We start from the raw sequence: 17547 nt of genomic DNA on the forward strand, positions 1-17547 counted from the left end.
TTTGCCTCGCGACAAGCCGATGCCCGTTTCCGTTGCGAACGGGACTCGAAAGGCATTACAGTTCCAAGCGTTGCAACGAAGTTATTGGGGGCCAGAACACATGCCGAGGGGACGGCCGCGCAAGGATGCTGCGCCGGCGCAGAAGAAGGCGTCCAACGGCGCGACATTGGGTTTCGAGGCGCAGCTTTTCCTAGCCGCTGACAAGCTCCGCAAGAATCTGGAGCCATCCGATTACAAGCATGTCGCGCTAGGCCTGATTTTCCTGCGGCACATCTCGGTCGCGTTCGAGGCTCGGCATGCGGAGTTGCTGGAGGAAGACGCGCTCGCGGCTGAAGACCCGGACGAGTATCTGGCCGACAATATCTTCTGGGTGCCGGCCGAAGCGCGGTGGTCTTTCCTTCAGGCGAGCGCGCGTCAGCCGACGATCGGCAAGCTGGTCGACGAAGCGATGAAGGCGATCGAAGATGCCAACGCTAATCTTAAGGGCGTGCTGCCGAAGGATTACAACCGCCCCGCGCTCGACAAGGTGATGCTGGGGGAATTGATTGACCTGATTTCAAACATCGTGGTCGACGCGCCCGGCGAGCAAGCGCGCGACCTGCTGGGCCGCGTCTATGAGTATTTCTTGGGTGGCTTTGCCGGCGCGGAAGGCAAGCGCGGCGGCGAATTCTACACCGCGCAATCGGTAGTGCGCGTGCTGGTCGAGATGATCGAACCGTATAAGGGCCGCGTGTATGATCCGTGCTGCGGATCGGGCGGCATGTTCGTGCAATCCGAAAAGTTCGTCGAAAGCCACGGCGGCCGGGTGGGCGACATCGCCATCTATGGGCAGGAAAGCAACTACACCACGTGGCGGCTGGCGAAAATGAATCTCGCCGTGCGCGGGATCGATTCCGATATTCGGTGGAATAACGAAGGCAGCTTTCACAAGGACGAATTGAAAGACCTTCGCTTCGACTATGTGCTCGCAAACCCGCCTTTCAACGTGTCCGACTGGGGCGGCGAGCGGTTGCGCGAGGATGCTCGATGGACGTTCGGAACGCCGCCTGTCGGCAACGCAAACTACGCCTGGCTACAGCATATTCTCCATCATCTCGCGCCCGGCGGTAGAGCTGGCGTGGTACTGTCAACGGCCGCGTTGACCACAAAGCTGTCCGCCGAGCTTTCGATCAAGCAGCGGCTGATCGAGGGCGGGTATCTAGATTGCATCGTCGAACTTCCTAGCCAGCTCTTCTATTCGACGCCGATTCCTGTTTCGCTCTGGATCATATCTCGAAAGCGCGCCGATTGGAAAAGGCCTGACCAGTGCCTCTTCATATATGCAAGATCGCTAGGACGGATGACGAGCCAGACTCACCGCGAGCTGGAGGTAGATGATATCAAGACAATCTCCAGCACATTCCGGGCATGGTCCCAGTGTTCTGCAGACTATGTCGACAAGCTTGGTTTCTGCAAATCGGCAACAATCGCAGATATCAAGCGGCATAAGTATACCCTCGCGCCCGGCCGCTATGTTGGATTTGTGGATGAATTGGACAGCACGGAACCAACCGGCGACAGGATAAAAAGATTATTGGCCGAGTATCAAGATAAGAAAATCCATGTAGCCTCTCTTGAAACAAGTTTCAGTGCGGCGCTCGGTGCTTTGGATATCAAAGTATGAAGAATGTTCTCGAAGAGTTGGCGGTTACCATCTTCCGATCGCAGTTTGTCAAATTCGAAGGATGCTCACGATTTGACGAGAGCGAACTCGGCGATGTGCCGCATGGCTGGCGAGTATGCGAACTGGGCGAGCTGTTAGATGTGCTCGAAACCGGCTCGCGCCCTGCCGGTGGAGTGAAGGAATTTAACTCCGGTATGCCGAGCATTGGCGCAGAAAGTATCATCGGGCTGGGAAAGTTCGACTACGCGAAAACCAAATTTGTTCCAGTCTCATTCTTTGAAAAGATGCGACGCGGCCACATACAGGATATGGATGTCCTCGTTTACAAGGATGGCGGCAAGCCCGGGCAGTTCGAACCACATATTTCGATATTCGGGGCGGGGTTTCCCTACGAGCAAGCATCGATCAACGAGCATGTCTATCGCGCGCGAGTAAAACCGCCGCTGACTCAAGCCTTCCTGTATTTCTGGCTGACGACGCCGCTCATGATGGAGGAAATGCGGAGAAGAGGTACTGGCGTCGCTATTCCGGGCCTCAATTCGACGGCAGTCAAAGAGCTGCCAATAATCGTACCGCCCAGCGACGTGGTGCAAAAGTTTGACGCGATCGCGGAGCCGATTATCCGCAAATTGCTGATCGAGGCCACTCCAACATTTCCGCTGCCCGAAGCCACGCGTTTTCATGAAGCTTCCGGCGGGGCAGCCGCCGCATGAAGTTCGCCGAAAGCCACGTCGAGGAAGCGGCGCTCGAATGGCTGGCGGAATGCGGCTGGGTCACTGCGAACGGCTTTCTGATCGGCCCAGATGGCCCCGAGCCGGAACGCGAGAGCTACGGCGAGGTGGTGCTTGCCGGACGGCTGATGGCGGCGATCGAGCAATTGAATCCGGCGCTCTCCCCCGACGATCGCACCAGCGTTCTCGCCAAAGTGCTTCAGGCAGAATCGCCTTCACCGATGGAGGAGAACCGGCGGCTGCACCGCTATCTGGTGGAGGGCGTGCCGATCGAGGTGCGGCGGCCGGATGGCAGTATCGGCGGCGAACAGGCGCTGCTGGTCGATATGGAAGACCCGCTCGCTAACGATTGGCTGGCAGTCAATCAATTTACGGTGATTGAAAACAAGGCGAACCGCCGGCCGGATGTGGTGCTTTTCGTCAATGGCCTGCCTTTGGGCGTGATCGAGTTAAAGAATCCGGGGGATGAAAACGCCACCCTGGATGGCGCATTCAATCAGCTCCAGACGTACCGTGAGCAAATCCCGTCGCTTTTTCGCACCAATGCGGCGCTGGTGATTTCGGACGGCCTAGCCGCCCGCGTCGGATCGCTGACGGCCGATCGCGAGCGGTTCATGCCCTGGCGGACGATTGACGGCGAGGAAATTGAACCCAAGGGATCGCCTGAACTGGAAACAGTGCTGAAGGGCATGTGCGATCCGACGCGCTTCCTGACGCTGATCCGCGGCTTCACGCTGTTCGCCGATACCGGCGAGACGACGATCAAGATCATCGCCGGCTATCATCAATTCCATGCCGCGCTGCGCGCAGTTGAAGCGACGGTACGTGCATTGCCGGGCGTCGAAGTCGGCATGTTTGCGCCAAAGCCGAAACCGGGCGCGGTTCCGATATCGGCAACGCAAGGCGGATCGGCACGCGAGAATCCGCGCTGCTATGGTCTGCCCGCTGCTGAGAATCATCCGCCGGGCGACAAGCGCATTGGCGTGATCTGGCACACACAGGGATCGGGCAAGAGCCTGTTGATGGCCTTCTATGCCGGCTTGATCGTCAAGCATCCGGTGATGGCCAACCCAACGCTGGTGGTGCTGACGGATCGCAACGATCTTGACGATCAGCTCTTCGCAACATTTGGCATGGCACGCGAACTGTTGCGTCAGACGCCACAGCAAGCCGCCGATCGCGCCGATCTGCGGCGCCTGCTCGATCGGCAGTCCGGTGGCGTAATTTTCACGACATTGCAGAAGTTCGCGCCCGAAGGGGGTGGCGAAATCGACGCGCTTACGATCCGGCGAAACGTCATCGTCATCGCCGACGAAGCGCACCGCAGCCAATATGGCTTGCGCGCCAAGGTGTCGAAGGAGGGCGATGTCTCCTACGGCTTCGCCAAATACATGCGCGATGCTCTGCCGAACGCATCGTTCATCGGCTTTACCGGGACGCCCGTTGAAGCGCAGGATGTGAACACGCGCGCCGTCTTCGGCGACTATATCGACGTGTACGACATCGCGCGCGCGGTTGAGGACGGTGCGACGGTGCCGATCTACTATGAAAGCCGCCTGGCGCGCATCGAACTGGACGAAGACGAAAAGCCCAAGATTGATGCCGAAGTCGCCGACCTGACCGAAGAGGAAGCGGACAGCGAACAGGAACGTCTAAAGCGTCGGTGGGCCAGCGTCGAAGCCGTTGTCGGTTCGGACAAGCGGCTGGAGATGATCGCCGACGATTTGGTCCGCCACTTTGAGGCAAGGATCGAGGCGTTGGACGGCAAGGCAATGATCGTCTGTATGAGCCGCCGAATTTCTGTGGCCCTATATGATGCGATCGTGAAGCTGCGCCCGGAATGGCATAGCGACGATGACGAATTCGGCGCGGTCAAAGTCGTGATGACCGGCGCGGCCTCCGATCCCCCCGCCTGGCAGAAGCACATCGGCAAGCGCCCCAAGGCGCGGCGCGAACTGATTGCGAAGCGAGCAAAGGATGCGGCCGACCCGCTAAAGCTGGTGATCGTGCGCGATATGTGGCTGACGGGCTTTGATGCTCCGTCGATGCACACGATGTATATCGACAAGCCGATGAAGGGGCATGGGCTGATGCAGGCCATCGCCCGCGTCAATCGCGTGTTCCGCGACAAGCCGGCCGGGCTGGTGGTCGATTACATCGGCATTGCACAGAATCTGAAGGCGGCACTGGAGCAGTATTCCGGCGGCGACCGCGAACAGACTGGCATCGACGAAGCGCAAGCGGTGCGCATGATGCAGGAGAAATATGAGGTGGTGCGGTCGATGTTCCGACCGGATCAGCCGGGCGGCTTCGATTATCGACCGGTGCTCTCGCCGGAAGCAACTTCCGGCAAGCGGCTGGCGATCATGGCCGGTTCGATGAACTGGATATTGGAGCTGCACCAAGCCGACGCGGCAAAGGCGACAACGGAAGAGGCGAAGAAGGCTGCGCATCGACGCTATCCCGATGCTGTGATTGCGCTCTCCAAGGCATTTGCTCTCGCATCGGCCACCACGGAAGCAGCCGTGATACGCGATCAGGTGGGATTCTTTCAGGCGATCCGCGCGGCCCTGGCCAAGAGCACGGCAACATCGGGTAAGCGCAGCGCCGCCGATCGCGAGATGGCGATCCAGCAAATCGTCAGCCGTGCCGTTGTCTCGACCGACATAATCGACATCATGCGGGCGGCCGGCATCGAGTCGCCTGACATCTCAATCCTGTCGGATGCCTTCCTCGCCGAAGTGCGCGACAACCCGCAAAAGAACCTTGCGATTGAGGCATTACGCAAGCTCATCAATGGGGAAGTGAAAGCGCGCAGCAAGGCGAACGTCACCCAATCGCGCGCGTTCACCGAACGGCTGGAGTCGGCCATCGCCCGCTATCATGCGAACGCGCTGACGACTGCCGAAGTGCTAGATGAGCTGATCCGGCTCGCAAAGGAAATCCGTGAAGCCCGGCAACGGGGCGAGGAAAGCGGCCTGAGCGATGAGGAAGTCGCCTTCTACGACGCGCTCGCGGAGAACGAGAGCGCGTGTGAGGCGATGGGTGAGCCGGCGCTGCGTGTCATTGCGCATGAACTCGTCGGACTGGTGCGCGAGAACGCGACCGTCGATTGGGTGCACCGCACATCGACACGCGCCAACATTCGGCGGCTGGTGAAACGGCTTCTGCGCAAATACGGATATCCGCCCGACCTTCAGGATGCGGCTGTTCAAACTGTGCTACAGCAAGCAGAAGCATTGGCTGGCGAGTGGACCTGATTCGCGGATTGGCTAACTGATTGCCAACTTTTTGCGGTTAGGAAATGCTGCTGGGGGCCATTTCGGGGGCCAAGCGCTTCTCCGAAGCGAAATTCATGTTATTTATCAACGGGATAGATGGCGATATCGAGTCCTCTTCTGGCACCACTCTTCCCGCGCTACGTGCGTCCGGGAAGGTCCGGCTTCGGGCCCCTGGCATACTCTCCGGAGGACCGGCTGTTCTTCTGGGCGAGTCCGGCTCACCTGGCCGGCCGGCCTGGCTCAGCGTTTCTGAGGAAACAGCAGGACGGCGCCGATCCTCAGGCCGAAATCGGATCCGCCCGTCGGGCTTTCCAGCCAGTATTTGCCGCCGATCGACATGCTCAGCGCCTGCTCGCCGATCTTCAGCACCTTGGAATAGGAAAGCGAGACCGGCAGCTCCCACTGCTTGTGTTTCCAGTCGTAGCCGACGTCGACGTTGGTCGAGATCGTGCGGCCTTGCCCGATGTGCCAGGCGACGAAGGGCTGCACTTCGGTGGCGCTGATATCCTCGCGGTCGTCCTTGCCCGCGACCGACCAGAGGTGATCGGCGGAGAGGCCGAAGGTCATCGTCGCGCTCTGCCTCAGCAGCAATACCGACGGCCCCATCGCAAGCTTGCCCGAGCCGAGCTTGCTGCTGGTGGCGGTGGGCAGGCTGACCTGCGGGCCGACCGCCCAGATGAATCCCTTGTGGTTCGCCGGCGTGAAGGAGATCGTCTGGTTGATGTCGCCGAGCCCGAAGACGCCCCCGCGCGGCCCCGCCGGATCGGCATAGGCGAGCGGGAAGTCGGTGTGCGAGATGAGGTTCCAGTCCGCAGTCAGCCGGAACGGCAGCACCGGCTCCACGTCCAGCAGATAGTGCTGGGAGTTGCCGGTCTCGTCGCCGCCGATGCTGAGTTCCGAATGGACCGGAACGCTGATCATGAAGGACGCGGGATTCGAGACCCTGCGGGCCAGTTCGTCGATGTCGGTGGAGGGGTGGTCCTGGTCCTGATCCTGCGCGTGGGCCGCGGTGCAGCCCAGCGTCGCCAGCGCCGCGGCGGCGACCATCGAACCGAGCCAGGATGCGCAATGCAGCGTCACGATGCAACTCCACCCGCAGGGTCGAAGAGGCGCGGCGCAGGTCGCCGGCCCCGACGGCATCGGGTGTATCGCGGCGCGTTCCGGCCTGACTAGCTGGGGGTTGCTCGCCCGACATTTGGTGGAAACGCCCGATAACCGAGGCCGCCCCGCTGCTTCAGCTTCGCACCGCCTCCGTCGCGCGGGGCAGCCGCCTCGGCTGGCCGGGGCGTGCGTCGTACACAAAAAACCACCGGCGAGGCGGCGGAACGAAGGCGCCGGGTTGCGGTGGATTGTCTTTCCCCGGGCGCCGCTCCGCCAGCCGGGAGCGTGCCCCTCGCATCGGAGCGCCCATGACGATCCATCCGCCCGCCTCCCCTCCCAGTGGCTACAACATCCTGCTGGTGGTGGTCGATCAGGAGCGGCACTTCGGCCGCTATCCGTTCCCCGTGCCGGCGCGCGAGCGGCTGATCCGCGAGGGCACCAGCTTCAACCGGCACCAGAACTGCTCCAACGTCTGCACGTCCTCCCGCTCGGTGCTCTATACGGGGTGGCACATGCCGGTGACGGGCATGTTCGACAACTTCGGCCTGCCGTGGATGACCAACGACCTCGATCCGGCGCTCGGCACGCTGGGGTCGCTGATGCGGCAGGCGGGCTATTACGCCGTCTACAAGGGCAAATGGCACCTGACGGCCGCGTTCGAAGGGGGGATCCACACCGAACCCCGGCTTGCCCAGGTGATGGAGCGGTACGGGTTCAGCGACTATCACGGCATCGGCGATGCGATCGGCTGGTCGCAAGGCGGCTATCTGTACGACGAGATCATCGCCGCCCAGACGGTGAACTGGCTTCGCGGCACCGGCCAGACGCTGCGCCGGGCAGGGCGCAACTGGTTCCTCGCGCTCAACCTGGTCAATCCGCACGACGTCATGTTCATCGACACCGACCGGCCGGACGAGCAGGTCCAGTGGACGGGCGCGATCAACGAGGGCGGCGTCTCGATGAACCCGGCGCAACCGCCGGAGAACGAACTCTACAGGGCGGAGTGGGCCGACGTCCCGCTGCCCGCCAGCCGCCACCAGCGATTCGACGAGCCGGGCCGTCCGCAGGCCCATGCGGAGTACCAGCGCGCCCGCGCGGCGCTGGTCGGCGACTCCGCGGACGAGGACCGCCGCTGGCGCAAGCTGCAGGACTATTATTTCAACTGCATCCGCGACAGCGACCGCCACGTCGCGCGCGTGCTGGACGAGCTCGACAGCCTGGGGCTCACGAAGAGCACCATCGTGGTCTTCACCTCCGACCACGGCGAACTCGGCGGGTCGCACGGCATGCATGGCAAGGGATCGTCGGTGTACCGCGAGCAGATCAACGTGCCGATGATCGTGGCGCACCCGGCCTATCCGGGCGGATCGGCATGCGAGGCGCTGACCTGCCACCTGGACGTGGCGCCGACGCTGCTGGCGCTGACCGGCCTTGCCGCCGAGCAGCGCGAGGCCATCCTGGGCAAGCGGCAGGGCGTGGATTTCTCTCCACTCCTGTCCCAACCGGAAGCCGCGCCCGTCGACGCGATCCGGGCGGACAGCCTCTATTGCTTCAGCATGTTCACCTATGCCGACGGCGATTACCTCGGGAAAGTCCAGGCGATCCGGCGAAGTGACGCGCTGACCGCAGAAGGGAAGCAGCTGGCGATCGGCAAGGTGCCGATGGACCTGACCAAACGGTCCGGCATCCGCTGCCTCTACGACGGCCGGTACAAGTTCGCGCGCTACTTCTCGCTCCGGCAGCACAATCTCCCGGAGACGGTCGAGGCGCTGACGTCCTACAACGACCTGGAGCTGTTCGACACGGTCGAGGACCCGGGCGAACTGCACAACCTGGCGACGGACGGCGACGCCCATCTGGACCTGATCGAGGCGCTGAACGCGAAGCTGAACGCAATCATCGCGCGCGAGATCGGCCGCGACGACGGCAGCTTCCTGCCCATGAGCGGCCTGCAGAGCTGGGATGTCCGGCTGGTGATCGAGTGAGGGTTGCCGTGCCCCGCCTGCGGATCACCGCCGGGCGCGGGGGAGCAGGAACCTTCCCGGGGCCGTGCGGTTTCAGTCGGACCAGCTGGAGGACCAAGCCGTGGCGCAAAAGACCCTGGACACCCTGTTTCACGACACGCTCAAGGACATCTACTACGCCGAGCGCAAGATCCTGAAGTCGCTGCCCAAAATGAAGCGGGCGGCGCAGTCGGAGGCGCTCAAGGCCGCGTTTGAAAAGCACAAGGAGCAGACGGAAGGCCAGATCGAGCGCCTGCAGCAGGTGTTCGAGATCATCGGCAAGGCCCCGCGCGGCAAGACCTGCGACGCGATCGAGGGCATCCTGGCCGAGGGCGAGGAGATCATGGAGGAGTATAAGGATACTCCGGCGCTGGACGCGGGGCTGCTGGCGGCGGCCCAGGCCGTCGAGCATTACGAGATCACCCGCTATGGCACGCTCAAGCGCTGGGCCGGCGTGCTCGGCCTGAAGGACGCCGTGGCGCTGCTCGACGAGACGCTGCAGGAAGAGTCGCAGACCGACGAGGACCTGACCGCGATCGCCGATGCCGAGATCAACCAAGAGGCGTTGCAGGAAGGCTGACCTGGGTTGTTGCACGGCGCGGAAGCGCGGGCGTAGCGCTCGCCGCATTGCGTGCCGCGGAACAGGCGGCGCGATGCGGAGACACGAGTGACGACGATCCTGATCAATGGCGAGGCCCGCGAGGTCGACGTGCCGCCCGACATGCCGCTGCTGTGGGTGCTGCGCGACGTGGTCGGCCTGACCGGCACCAAGTTCGGCTGCGGCATCGCCCAGTGCGGCGCCTGCACGGTGCATGTCGACGGCAAGCCGGCGCGCAGCTGCGTGCTGCCGGTCTCCGCCGTCGGCAACCGGGCGGTCACAACCGTCGAGGCGGTGGGCGAGACCGAGATCGGCCGCAAGGTGCAGGAGGCGTGGCTGGGCGTCGAGGTCGTCCAGTGCGGCTATTGCCAATCGGGCCAGATCATGTCGGCAGCGGCGCTGCTGGGGCGCAACCCGGCGCCCGACGATGCCGCGATCGACGCGGCCATGTCGGGCAACATCTGCCGCTGCGCCACCTATCCGCGCATCCGCGCCGCCATCAAGCGCGCGGCCGGGCTGCCGGCGGAGACCGTCTGATGCACGGACCGATCGGCCGGCCCGCCTATGGCGTGCTGGAGCCCGAGGACCTGAGCGTCGCCTCACGCCGCCGGTTCCTGAAGGCGGGCACGTTCATGTTCGGGTTCGCGGTGCTCGCGCGCGCGGGCAAGGCGGCCGCGCAGAGCCAGGGCGAGGAGCCCTCGCTGCGCGCGATCACGCCCGGCGGGCCGGAAAGCGGCGCCGCCTTCGACGGCTTTGCGCCGGGCGGCTTCATCCGCATTCCGCCCGAGGGCAAGATCACCTTCATCATCCCGTCGACCGAGATGGGGCAGGGCATCTACACCGGCGAGGCGATGCTGCTGGCCGAGGAACTGGAAGTCACGCTCGAGCAGGTGGAGGTGGTGCCGGCCCCGCCCAACGAGCTGCTCTACAGCCAGCCGATCCTGAAGAGCCAGGCGACCGGCGGATCGACCTCGACGCGCGGCGCCTGGGGCCCGCTGCGCCAGGCGGGTGCGGCCGCGCGCACCATGTTGATCGCGGCCGCCGCCCAGCGCTGGAACGTCGCGCCCGACACCTGCTTTGCCGACCAGGGCCGCGTCTATTGCCGCGCCAACGGCCAGTCGCTGCCCTATGGCGCACTGGTGCAGGCGGTGCGCAACCAGCCGGTGCCCAAGAACGTGCCGCTCAAGCAGCCGGGGCAGTTCAAGCTGATCGGGCGATCGCTGCAGCGGGTGGACACGCCGTCCAAGGTCAACGGCACGGCGGTGTTCGGCATCGACGTGAAGGTGCCGGACATGAAGGTGGCGGTGATGGAGATCTGCCCCGCCCAAGGCGGCCGGCTCCGGTCGATGGAGGACCGCGGCGCGCGCAGCGTGCCGGGCGTGGTCGACGTGCTGCGCATCGACAATGCGGTGGCGGTGGTCGCCGACCATTTCTGGGCGGCCAAGAAGGGGCTGGAGCAACTGGAGCTGCGCTGGGACTTCGCCGGCCACGAGAAGGTGTCGAGCGAGCGGATCCTCGCCGACCTGAAGCATGCGTCCGAGAACGGCAAGCCGATCCTGGGCCGCGAGCTGGGCGATGCCGACAAGGCGATGGACGACGCGCACAGCCGGGTCGAGGCGGTGTACGAGCTGCCGTTCCTGGCGCACGCCACCATGGAGCCGATGAACACTACGGTGCATGTGCGCCCCGACGGCTGCGACATCTGGGTCGGCACCCAGGCGCCGACCGCGGTGCAGGGGGCGGCCGCCAAGGTGCTGGGCATCCCGCCCGAACGGGTGATGGTGCACAACCACCTGATCGGCGGCGGCTTCGGCCGGAGGCTGGTGGCCGAGAGCGTCACCCAGGCGGTGCAGTTCGCGCGCCAGGTGGCCTATCCGCTCAAGGTGGTGCAGACGCGCGAGCAGGACATCCGCCACGACCTGTTTCGCCCGGCCTATTACGACCGCATTGCCGCGGGGCTCGGCCCGGACGGGCTGGTGAAGGTGATGACCGACCGGATCACCGGCGGATCGGTGCTGGGCAGCTACCTGCCGACCGGCCTTCCGGACGGAACGCTCGACACCGACGCGGTCGAGGGCGCGGACCGGACGCCCTATTCGATCCCGGCGGTGCGGGTGGACTGGATCCGGCGCGACCCGCCGATCAAGGTCAACTGGTGGCGCGGGGTGGGCCCGGCCCACAACGTCCATGTGGTGGAGAGCTTCCTGGACGAATGCGCGCATTCGGTGGGGCGCGATCCGGTGGAATATCGGCTGGCGATGTTGAAGGACAATCCGCGCTCGCACCGGGTGCTGGAGATGGCGGCGCGCCGGGCCGGCTGGGGCAAACCGCTGCCGCCGCGTACCGGGCGCGGGGTATCGCTGCACGACAGCTTCGGCAGCCATCTGGCCTTGGTGTGCGAGGCGCATGTGACCCCGGCGGGCGAGGTGCGGCTGCGCCGGCTGGTGGCGGTGATCGACTGCGGCCAGGTGGTGAACCCCAACAGCGTTCAGGCGCAGATCGAGGGCGGCGTGCTGTTCGGCCTCTCGGCCGCGCTCTACAACGCGATCACCATCAAGGAAGGTCAGGTCGAGCAGAGCAACTTCAACGACTATCGCCAGCTGCGCATCAACGAGACGCCGCCGTTCGAGGTGCACATCGTCCAGAGCACCGACGATCCCGGTGGCGTGGGCGAGGCGGGCACCGTGTCGGCGGCGCCCGCGCTTGCCAACGCGATCTTCGCGGCGACCGGCATCCGGCTGCGGCGGTTGCCGATCGACCGCGCGGCGCTGATGGAGAAGGACGCGCACAAGCGCGTGATCGCGCCGCCGGCGGTGGCACTCGGGCTGGGCGCGGCGGCGCTCGCCTGGGGTAGCGACACGGGAGGCGCGGCATGAAGGGCTCTCGCCTCAGGCGTTTCGGCCTGATCGCGCTGATCGTCGCCGGCCTGCTGCTGGTGGCGGCGATCGCCTTCTTCGCCTGGCCCGCCAAGCTGGAGGCGGTGGCGCCGAGCCCCGCCCAGCCGACCGGCCGCGCGCTGGTGGAGAAGGGGCGCTACCTCGCCACCGCGGCGGACTGCGTCGCCTGCCACTCGACACCGAACGGCGAGCCCTTTGCCGGCGGCCTGGCGTTCAAGCTGCCGTTCGGCACCATCTATTCGTCGAACATCACGCCCGATCCCAAGAACGGCATCGGCGCGTGGAGCGATGCGGAGTTCGTGCGCGCGGTACGCCACGGCGTGCGCAACGACGGGCAGCAGCTGTATCCGGCGTTTCCCTACACCGCCTATACCCACATGAGCACCGACGACGTGCTCGCGATCCGCGCGTACCTCAACACGCTGCGGCCGGTGAACCAGGCGGTGGCGGTCAACCAGCTCTCCTTCCCGTTCAACCAACGCTATCTGATGCGCGCGTGGAAGCTGCTGTTCATGCCCAAGCAGCCGCTGCGGCCGGACCCGAACCAGTCGGCCGAATGGAACCGGGGCGCCTATCTGGTGGAGGGTGCCGGGCACTGCGCCGAGTGCCACACGCCGCGCAACCTGCTGTATGGCCTCAAGAGCGGGCAGAAGTTCGCGGGTGCGACGACCCAGGGGTGGAAGGCGTACAACCTCACCAGCGATCCCGAGACGGGGATCGGCGACTGGTCGGTGGAGGAGATCACGCGCTACCTGGCGACCGGGCACACGCCGGGCCGCGGGGCTGCGGCCGGATCGATGGGCGAGGCGGTGAGCCTGAGTCTCAGCCGGCTGACGCCGCAGGACCTGCGCGCGATGGCTGTGTATCTGAAGACCATTCCGCCCAAGCCCGGCACGCCGGGGTCCAAGGTCAACCCGAACCCGCCGCTGATGGCTGCCTCCACCCCGTTCGCGCCGGCGCGGGCGGAAGTGGGCCCGGACGCCGTCGGGCTGCGCATCTTCGAAGGCGCCTGCGCCAGCTGCCACGGCTGGGACGGTACGGGGACGCACAGCCCCTATGGCGAACTACGCGGGGCGCAGACGGTGAACGATCCCGAGGCGACCAACCTGGTCCAGGTGATCCTCCATGGATCGGAGATCCGGACGCCGCAGGGCGGGGCGTCGATGCCTTCGTTCGGCCGCGCCTATAACGATGCCGAGATCGCGGCGGTGGCAAACTATGTTTTGCGCCACTTCGGCGGCAAGGCGGCAACCGTGACGCCCGAGCGCGTGGCCAAGGCTCGGCGCGAGGGGGAATAGCGGCGCCACGCGGGCATCAGGGGGGTGGGGCTCGTTCCTGCCCCCTTTGGCCCTGAAGGCAGGATTCGAGCGGGGCGCGGCTCGCTCTTGCCGAGGATGAAGCCCAGCATCTGTACGGATCGACCACCCCAGGCCATAGATCAGACGGTCTGCGTGCGGTTGGGGGGAAGACGGTGCGGCGCTTGCTTCGACGATCGGATCGAGAATCGGCTGAGGAGGTCAGCCAGGAACGGCCGGCCGAGGTGTCGCCGGACCTGGCCTATGAGCTCCAGTCGAAGCTGCTGGACCAGCTTGCGACGGTGAGCGTGGCCGGAGCGGGACTGGCCATCACGCTGATCGGAAGCTTGCTCCAAGGGGCACCGGGGTCGGTCTGGATCTCGGTGGTCTTCTTCGGGCTGGCGGCACTGACCGCGGTCGGCGGCAACGTCCGGCTGATCGACGGGATCTTCCATCGCAAGGCCGTCCTGCGCCGCAGCAGGTTGGACGTTCAGGTCGCGATGGCGATGATCGGTGCCGCTGCCGGATTCCTCAGCATGGAGATCTACTCGCAGTCGAGCCGGTCCCCGGAGCGTGCGCAGGCGGCGCAGCAAGCGACCGCGCCGGCATCTGGAGATGCTTCGAGGCCGCGCCCGTAACGAACAAAGAAAAGGCCAGCGCGTTCGGTAGAAGCGCTGGCCCGAGGGGTTCGGTGGGGGCCGAAAGGGGTAACTCGCCCGGGAAGAGCGAGGCCTTCCGCGGCATTGCGTGTTCTTCGCGGCAGCGCCGATCAGGCCATCCGGTCGGGATCGTCCTCCGGCGCTTCGGGCGGCAGGTTGCGTGCGTCCGTCTCGGGCGTGCCCGCCTCCGGTGCCTGCGGCGCGCGCTGGCCGGTGCCGCGAGCCTCGGCGAAGCTGGTGCCGGAGCTTTCCTCGACCACGATCGCGCCGTCCTCGGTCGGCACGGTGCGGCGCTGTTCCGGATGCCCGGCCGAGGGATCGCCACCGCGCTCGCCGCGGAAGCCCGAGACGCCCTGCGCCTGCTGGTCCGAATTGCCCTCGCGATCCAGGGGGATGCCGGTTCTCTTGTCGGTCACGGATGTGCGCTCCACTTCGATCTTCGGCAGACCAACCACGCGGCGGCGGTGCTGTTCCCCGCTGTCCGACGAAAAGCGCGTCAGCCGCGCCAGTCGCGGATGGCGCGATCGTAGCGATCGCGTTCCTGGTCGCGCAGGCGTTCGAGCCGTGCCTGCTCGGCCGCCTGGCGCTTTTCCAGGGCGCGGCGTTCGCGCGCGAGCTCGGCTTCGCGCCGGGCGAGCGCTTCCTGCTCCTTGGCGTGGCGGGCCTGCGCGTCCGCGAGTGCCTGTTCCGCCTCGTGCAGCGGCGTGCGGTCCGGCTTGGGCTTCGGCTTGGGCCTGGCCTTGGGCGCGCCGGAGGGTTTTTCTGCCTCCGGCGCCGCGCGCGCCCGGCGGGGCGGGTCCTTGGGCAGGGCGGCGATCTGCTCGGCGGTGGTGCCGCGCAGGCGGCGGATGACGGTGCCGGGGTTCGCCAGCGGCTCGCGGGTGAGCTCGGGATCCTCGACCCGTTCGGCGACGCCGCGCGCGAACAGGTCGTGGTCGCTGCCCCAGGCTTCCAGCGCCGCCTTTTGGCTGGGCGCGGCGACATAGGCGTCGTGGAAGCCGATGGGGGTGCGGAACACCTTGAGCTTGGCGGCGCGGGCCATGGGCGCGCCGCGGTCAGCCGGCGGAGCCCGGCTCCGACAGGCCGCGATGGGCCTGTGCGGCGGCCCGGTCCGGCAGCGCGTCGGCGATCGCGCCCAGCACCTTGTTCTTGAGCGTCGGCAGCACCTTGTCCTTGCCGGCCATCAGCGCATCGAATCCCGCCTTGGCGACGACGGCAGGATCGTCCTTGTTCGCCTGACCGGCGCGGGTGTCGTCCATGTCGGCGCGGTGGAAGAAGTTGGTTTCCGTCATGCTCGGCATCAGCACGGTGACGGTGATGCCGGTATCCTTCAGCTCGTTGCGCAGCGCCTCGCCGAACCAACGCAGGAACACCTTGGTGCCGCCGTACACCGCCTCGAACGGATCGGGCATGGTCGCGGAGATCGAGGAGGTGAAGAGCAGCTTGCCGCTGTCGCGCGCGACCATGTCCTTGAGCACGAGCTTGGTGAGCTGCACCGCGCCGCGGACGTTGAGGTCGATCATCTGGAGCTCGGTCTGGAGGTCGGTCTCCACGAACGGGCCGCCCAGGCCAATGCCGGCGTTGACGCACAGCACGTCGACCGGGCGGCCGGTGGCGACGATGGCGCGATACAGGGCGTCGACCGCCTGTTCCTGGCCGAGATCGCCGGCATGGATGTCGACCCGCGCACCGGTGCCGGCGAGTTCGGCCGCGGCGGCGCGCAGATGGGCCTCGTCCTGCGCGGCGATCAGCAGGTCGTAGCCGTTCTCGCCGAACTGGCGGGCGAGTTCGAGGCCGATGCCGTTGGAGCCGCCGGTCACGACGGCGAAGGGGCGGGGGGCGGTGTCTGTCATCGATCGGCTTCCTTGATGCGGGGCGCATCCAGGAACGGGCGACGAGGCGAAAGGCTGCGCACCCCGTCGGCGGGTGCTAGCGGCGGCGGCCGATCTTCACCAGCGCATAGCCCATGACGCCGCTGATCGCGACCGCCACGACCAGCCCCGCGACGGCTCCCCAGGTCGCGCCATCCGGCCCCGCGACGAGGCCGCCGAGCACCAGCCCGAGCAGCGGCAGCACGACGAGCGACAGGCATCCGACCGCAATCATGCGCCGGGCATAGGCCGGGGAAGGAGCGCGGCCAAGCCGTGCGGCGGCGCGGGAAGGTCCGGGAATGCGCCGGATCGACGCATGGTGGGCGCTGACGGGCTCGAACCGCCGACCCTCTCGGTGTAAACGAGATGCTCTACCAACTGAGCTAAGCGCCCGGTGGCCGTGCCGGTACGCGAATGGCGTGCCGGCTGCAAGGGTCAGCCGCGGGCGTTGAGGCGCTGCATCGCTTCTGCGGCGATGCGGGTGCTGCGGCGGCGGTCGGCGGGGTCGTACATGGCGCCGGTGATCATCACCTCGTCGACCTTGGTCCGCTCCAGGAAGGCGGCGAGGCCGCGCTCGACGGTCTCGGGGCCGCCGATCGCCGAGCATTCGAGCACCTGGTCGAGGATTGCGGAGCCCTGCGGGCCGATCGAGTCGCGATAGTTGGCGACGGGCGGCGGCATCTGGATGGCATTGCCGGTGCGGATGGCGACGAAGGACTGCTCGGTCGAGCTGGCGAGGAAGCGGGCTTCCTCGTCGGTGTCTGCGGCGAGCACGTTGAACGCGGCCATCGCATAGGGCTTGTCGAGCTGCGCCGAGGGGCGGAAGTCGCGGCGGTAGATGGCGAGCGCCTGGTCGAGCGCTGCCGGCGCGAAGTGCGAGGCAAAGGCATAGGGCAGGCCAAGTGCGGCGGCGAGCTGCGCGCCGAACAGGCTGGAGCCCAGGATCCACAGTGGCACGTTGGCGCCGCCGCCGGGAACCGCCTCGATGCCGGTGCGGCCGTCGGCCGCGAAGTAGCTTTGCAGCTCCATCACGTCCTGCGGGAAGGCGTTGGGATCGCTGTCTAGGGTACGGCGGAGCGCGCGGGCGACGCGCTGGTCGGAGCCGGGCGCGCGACCGAGGCCCAGGTCGATGCGGCCGGGGAACAGCGCGTCGAGGGTGCCGAACTGCTCGGCGATCGTGAGGGGCGCGTGGTTGGGGAGCATGATGCCGCCTGCGCCCACGCGGATGGTGCGGGTGGCGGCGGCGACATGGCCGATCACGACGGCGGTGGCGGCGCTGGCGATGCCGGGCATGCCATGGTGTTCGGCGACCCAGTAGCGCTTGTAGCCGAGTCCCTCGGCATGGGCGGCGAGATCGGCGGCGTTGGCGAGGGCGGTGCCCGCGTCGCCCCCGGCGACGATCGGAACCAGGTCGAGCAGCGAATAATCGGTCATGGACCAGAGATGGG

At 66.2% G+C, this 17547-nt stretch carries 15 protein-coding genes and 1 tRNA gene; 9 read left to right on the forward strand and 7 right to left on the reverse strand.

Annotated elements, in window-relative coordinates; translation table 11 throughout:
• Positions 1-19: 19 nt before the first annotated feature.
• The 3 genes from VPH46_RS01845 to VPH46_RS01855 are packed head-to-tail and all read left to right on the forward strand — an operon-like array spanning position 20 to position 5654.
• Positions 20-1663: an N-6 DNA methylase gene (locus VPH46_RS01845; protein ID WP_416608398.1), complete on the forward strand. Its 1644-nt coding sequence runs from the start codon at positions 20-22 to the stop codon at positions 1661-1663.
• On the forward strand, positions 1660-2376 hold the full coding sequence (locus VPH46_RS01850) for a restriction endonuclease subunit S (RefSeq protein ID WP_416608400.1): 717 nt from the start codon (positions 1660-1662) through the stop codon (positions 2374-2376). The genes VPH46_RS01845 and VPH46_RS01850 overlap by 4 nt, the downstream gene beginning before the upstream one ends.
• Positions 2373-5654 (forward strand): type I restriction endonuclease subunit R, encoded by a 3282-nt coding sequence (locus VPH46_RS01855; protein WP_416608402.1) that lies wholly within the window; start codon positions 2373-2375, stop codon positions 5652-5654. Before VPH46_RS01850 ends, VPH46_RS01855 begins: the two co-directional genes overlap by 4 nt.
• Positions 5655-5915: 261 nt before the next feature.
• On the opposite strand, the gene VPH46_RS01860 is transcribed toward VPH46_RS01855, so the two are convergent.
• Positions 5916-6755: a hypothetical protein gene (locus VPH46_RS01860; RefSeq protein ID WP_416608404.1), complete on the reverse strand. Its 840-nt coding sequence runs from the start codon at positions 6753-6755 to the stop codon at positions 5916-5918.
• A 329-nt stretch (positions 6756-7084) separates the two neighbouring features.
• Between VPH46_RS01860 and VPH46_RS01865 the strand changes: the two genes are divergently transcribed.
• The 6 genes from VPH46_RS01865 (at position 7085) to VPH46_RS01890 (ending at position 14207) form a co-directional block, all read left to right on the forward strand.
• Positions 7085-8761 carry a sulfatase-like hydrolase/transferase gene (locus VPH46_RS01865; protein ID WP_416608405.1) on the forward strand — a complete coding sequence of 559 codons (1677 nt, stop codon included), beginning with the start codon at positions 7085-7087 and terminating at the stop codon, positions 8759-8761.
• 100 nt (positions 8762-8861) lie between these two features.
• Positions 8862-9359 carry a ferritin-like domain-containing protein gene (locus tag VPH46_RS01870; RefSeq protein WP_125961343.1) on the forward strand — a complete coding sequence of 166 codons (498 nt, stop codon included), beginning with the start codon at positions 8862-8864 and terminating at the stop codon, positions 9357-9359.
• A gap of 87 nt (positions 9360-9446) precedes the next feature.
• Positions 9447-9914 carry a (2Fe-2S)-binding protein gene (locus VPH46_RS01875; protein ID WP_125961247.1) on the forward strand — a complete coding sequence of 156 codons (468 nt, stop codon included), beginning with the start codon at positions 9447-9449 and terminating at the stop codon, positions 9912-9914.
• Positions 9914-12253, forward strand: a complete 2340-nt coding sequence (locus VPH46_RS01880; protein WP_416608408.1) for a molybdopterin cofactor-binding domain-containing protein — start codon at positions 9914-9916, stop codon at positions 12251-12253. Before VPH46_RS01875 ends, VPH46_RS01880 begins: the two co-directional genes overlap by 1 nt.
• Positions 12250-13572, forward strand: coding sequence for a c-type cytochrome (locus VPH46_RS01885; protein WP_416608410.1), 1323 nt, complete (start codon positions 12250-12252; stop codon positions 13570-13572). Before VPH46_RS01880 ends, VPH46_RS01885 begins: the two co-directional genes overlap by 4 nt.
• A 182-nt stretch (positions 13573-13754) precedes the next feature.
• Positions 13755-14207, forward strand: a complete 453-nt coding sequence (locus VPH46_RS01890; protein WP_416608412.1) for a hypothetical protein — start codon at positions 13755-13757, stop codon at positions 14205-14207.
• Between the two features lie 131 nt (positions 14208-14338).
• Here the strand turns inward: VPH46_RS01890 and VPH46_RS01895 are convergent, their stop codons facing one another.
• The 6 genes from VPH46_RS01895 to VPH46_RS01920 all read right to left on the reverse strand — a co-directional run bounded on the left by VPH46_RS01895 (position 14339) and on the right by VPH46_RS01920 (position 17533).
• Entirely contained in the window at positions 14339-14644 is a 306-nt protein-coding gene (locus VPH46_RS01895) for a hypothetical protein (RefSeq protein ID WP_416608414.1), read from the reverse strand.
• 80 nt (positions 14645-14724) lie between these two features.
• Positions 14725-15270 carry a hypothetical protein gene (locus VPH46_RS01900; RefSeq protein ID WP_416608416.1) on the reverse strand — a complete coding sequence of 182 codons (546 nt, stop codon included), beginning with the start codon at positions 15268-15270 and terminating at the stop codon, positions 14725-14727.
• Positions 15271-15283: 13 nt separating this feature from the next.
• Entirely contained in the window at positions 15284-16081 is a 798-nt protein-coding gene (locus tag VPH46_RS01905) for an SDR family NAD(P)-dependent oxidoreductase (protein ID WP_416608418.1), read from the reverse strand.
• Between the two features lie 76 nt (positions 16082-16157).
• Positions 16158-16334, reverse strand: a complete 177-nt coding sequence (locus VPH46_RS01910; protein ID WP_416608420.1) for a hypothetical protein — start codon at positions 16332-16334, stop codon at positions 16158-16160.
• Positions 16335-16416: 82 nt separating this feature from the next.
• Positions 16417-16492: transfer RNA gene (locus tag VPH46_RS01915), tRNA-Val, on the reverse strand.
• 42 nt (positions 16493-16534) lie between these two features.
• Positions 16535-17533, reverse strand: a complete 999-nt coding sequence (locus VPH46_RS01920) for an LLM class flavin-dependent oxidoreductase (protein WP_416608422.1) — start codon at positions 17531-17533, stop codon at positions 16535-16537.
• Positions 17534-17547: the final 14 nt, after the last annotated feature.

The organism is Sphingomonas sp. MJ1 (PH-R8), from assembly GCF_048058635.1.
Classification (GTDB): Bacteria; Pseudomonadota; Alphaproteobacteria; order Sphingomonadales; family Sphingomonadaceae; genus Sphingomonas.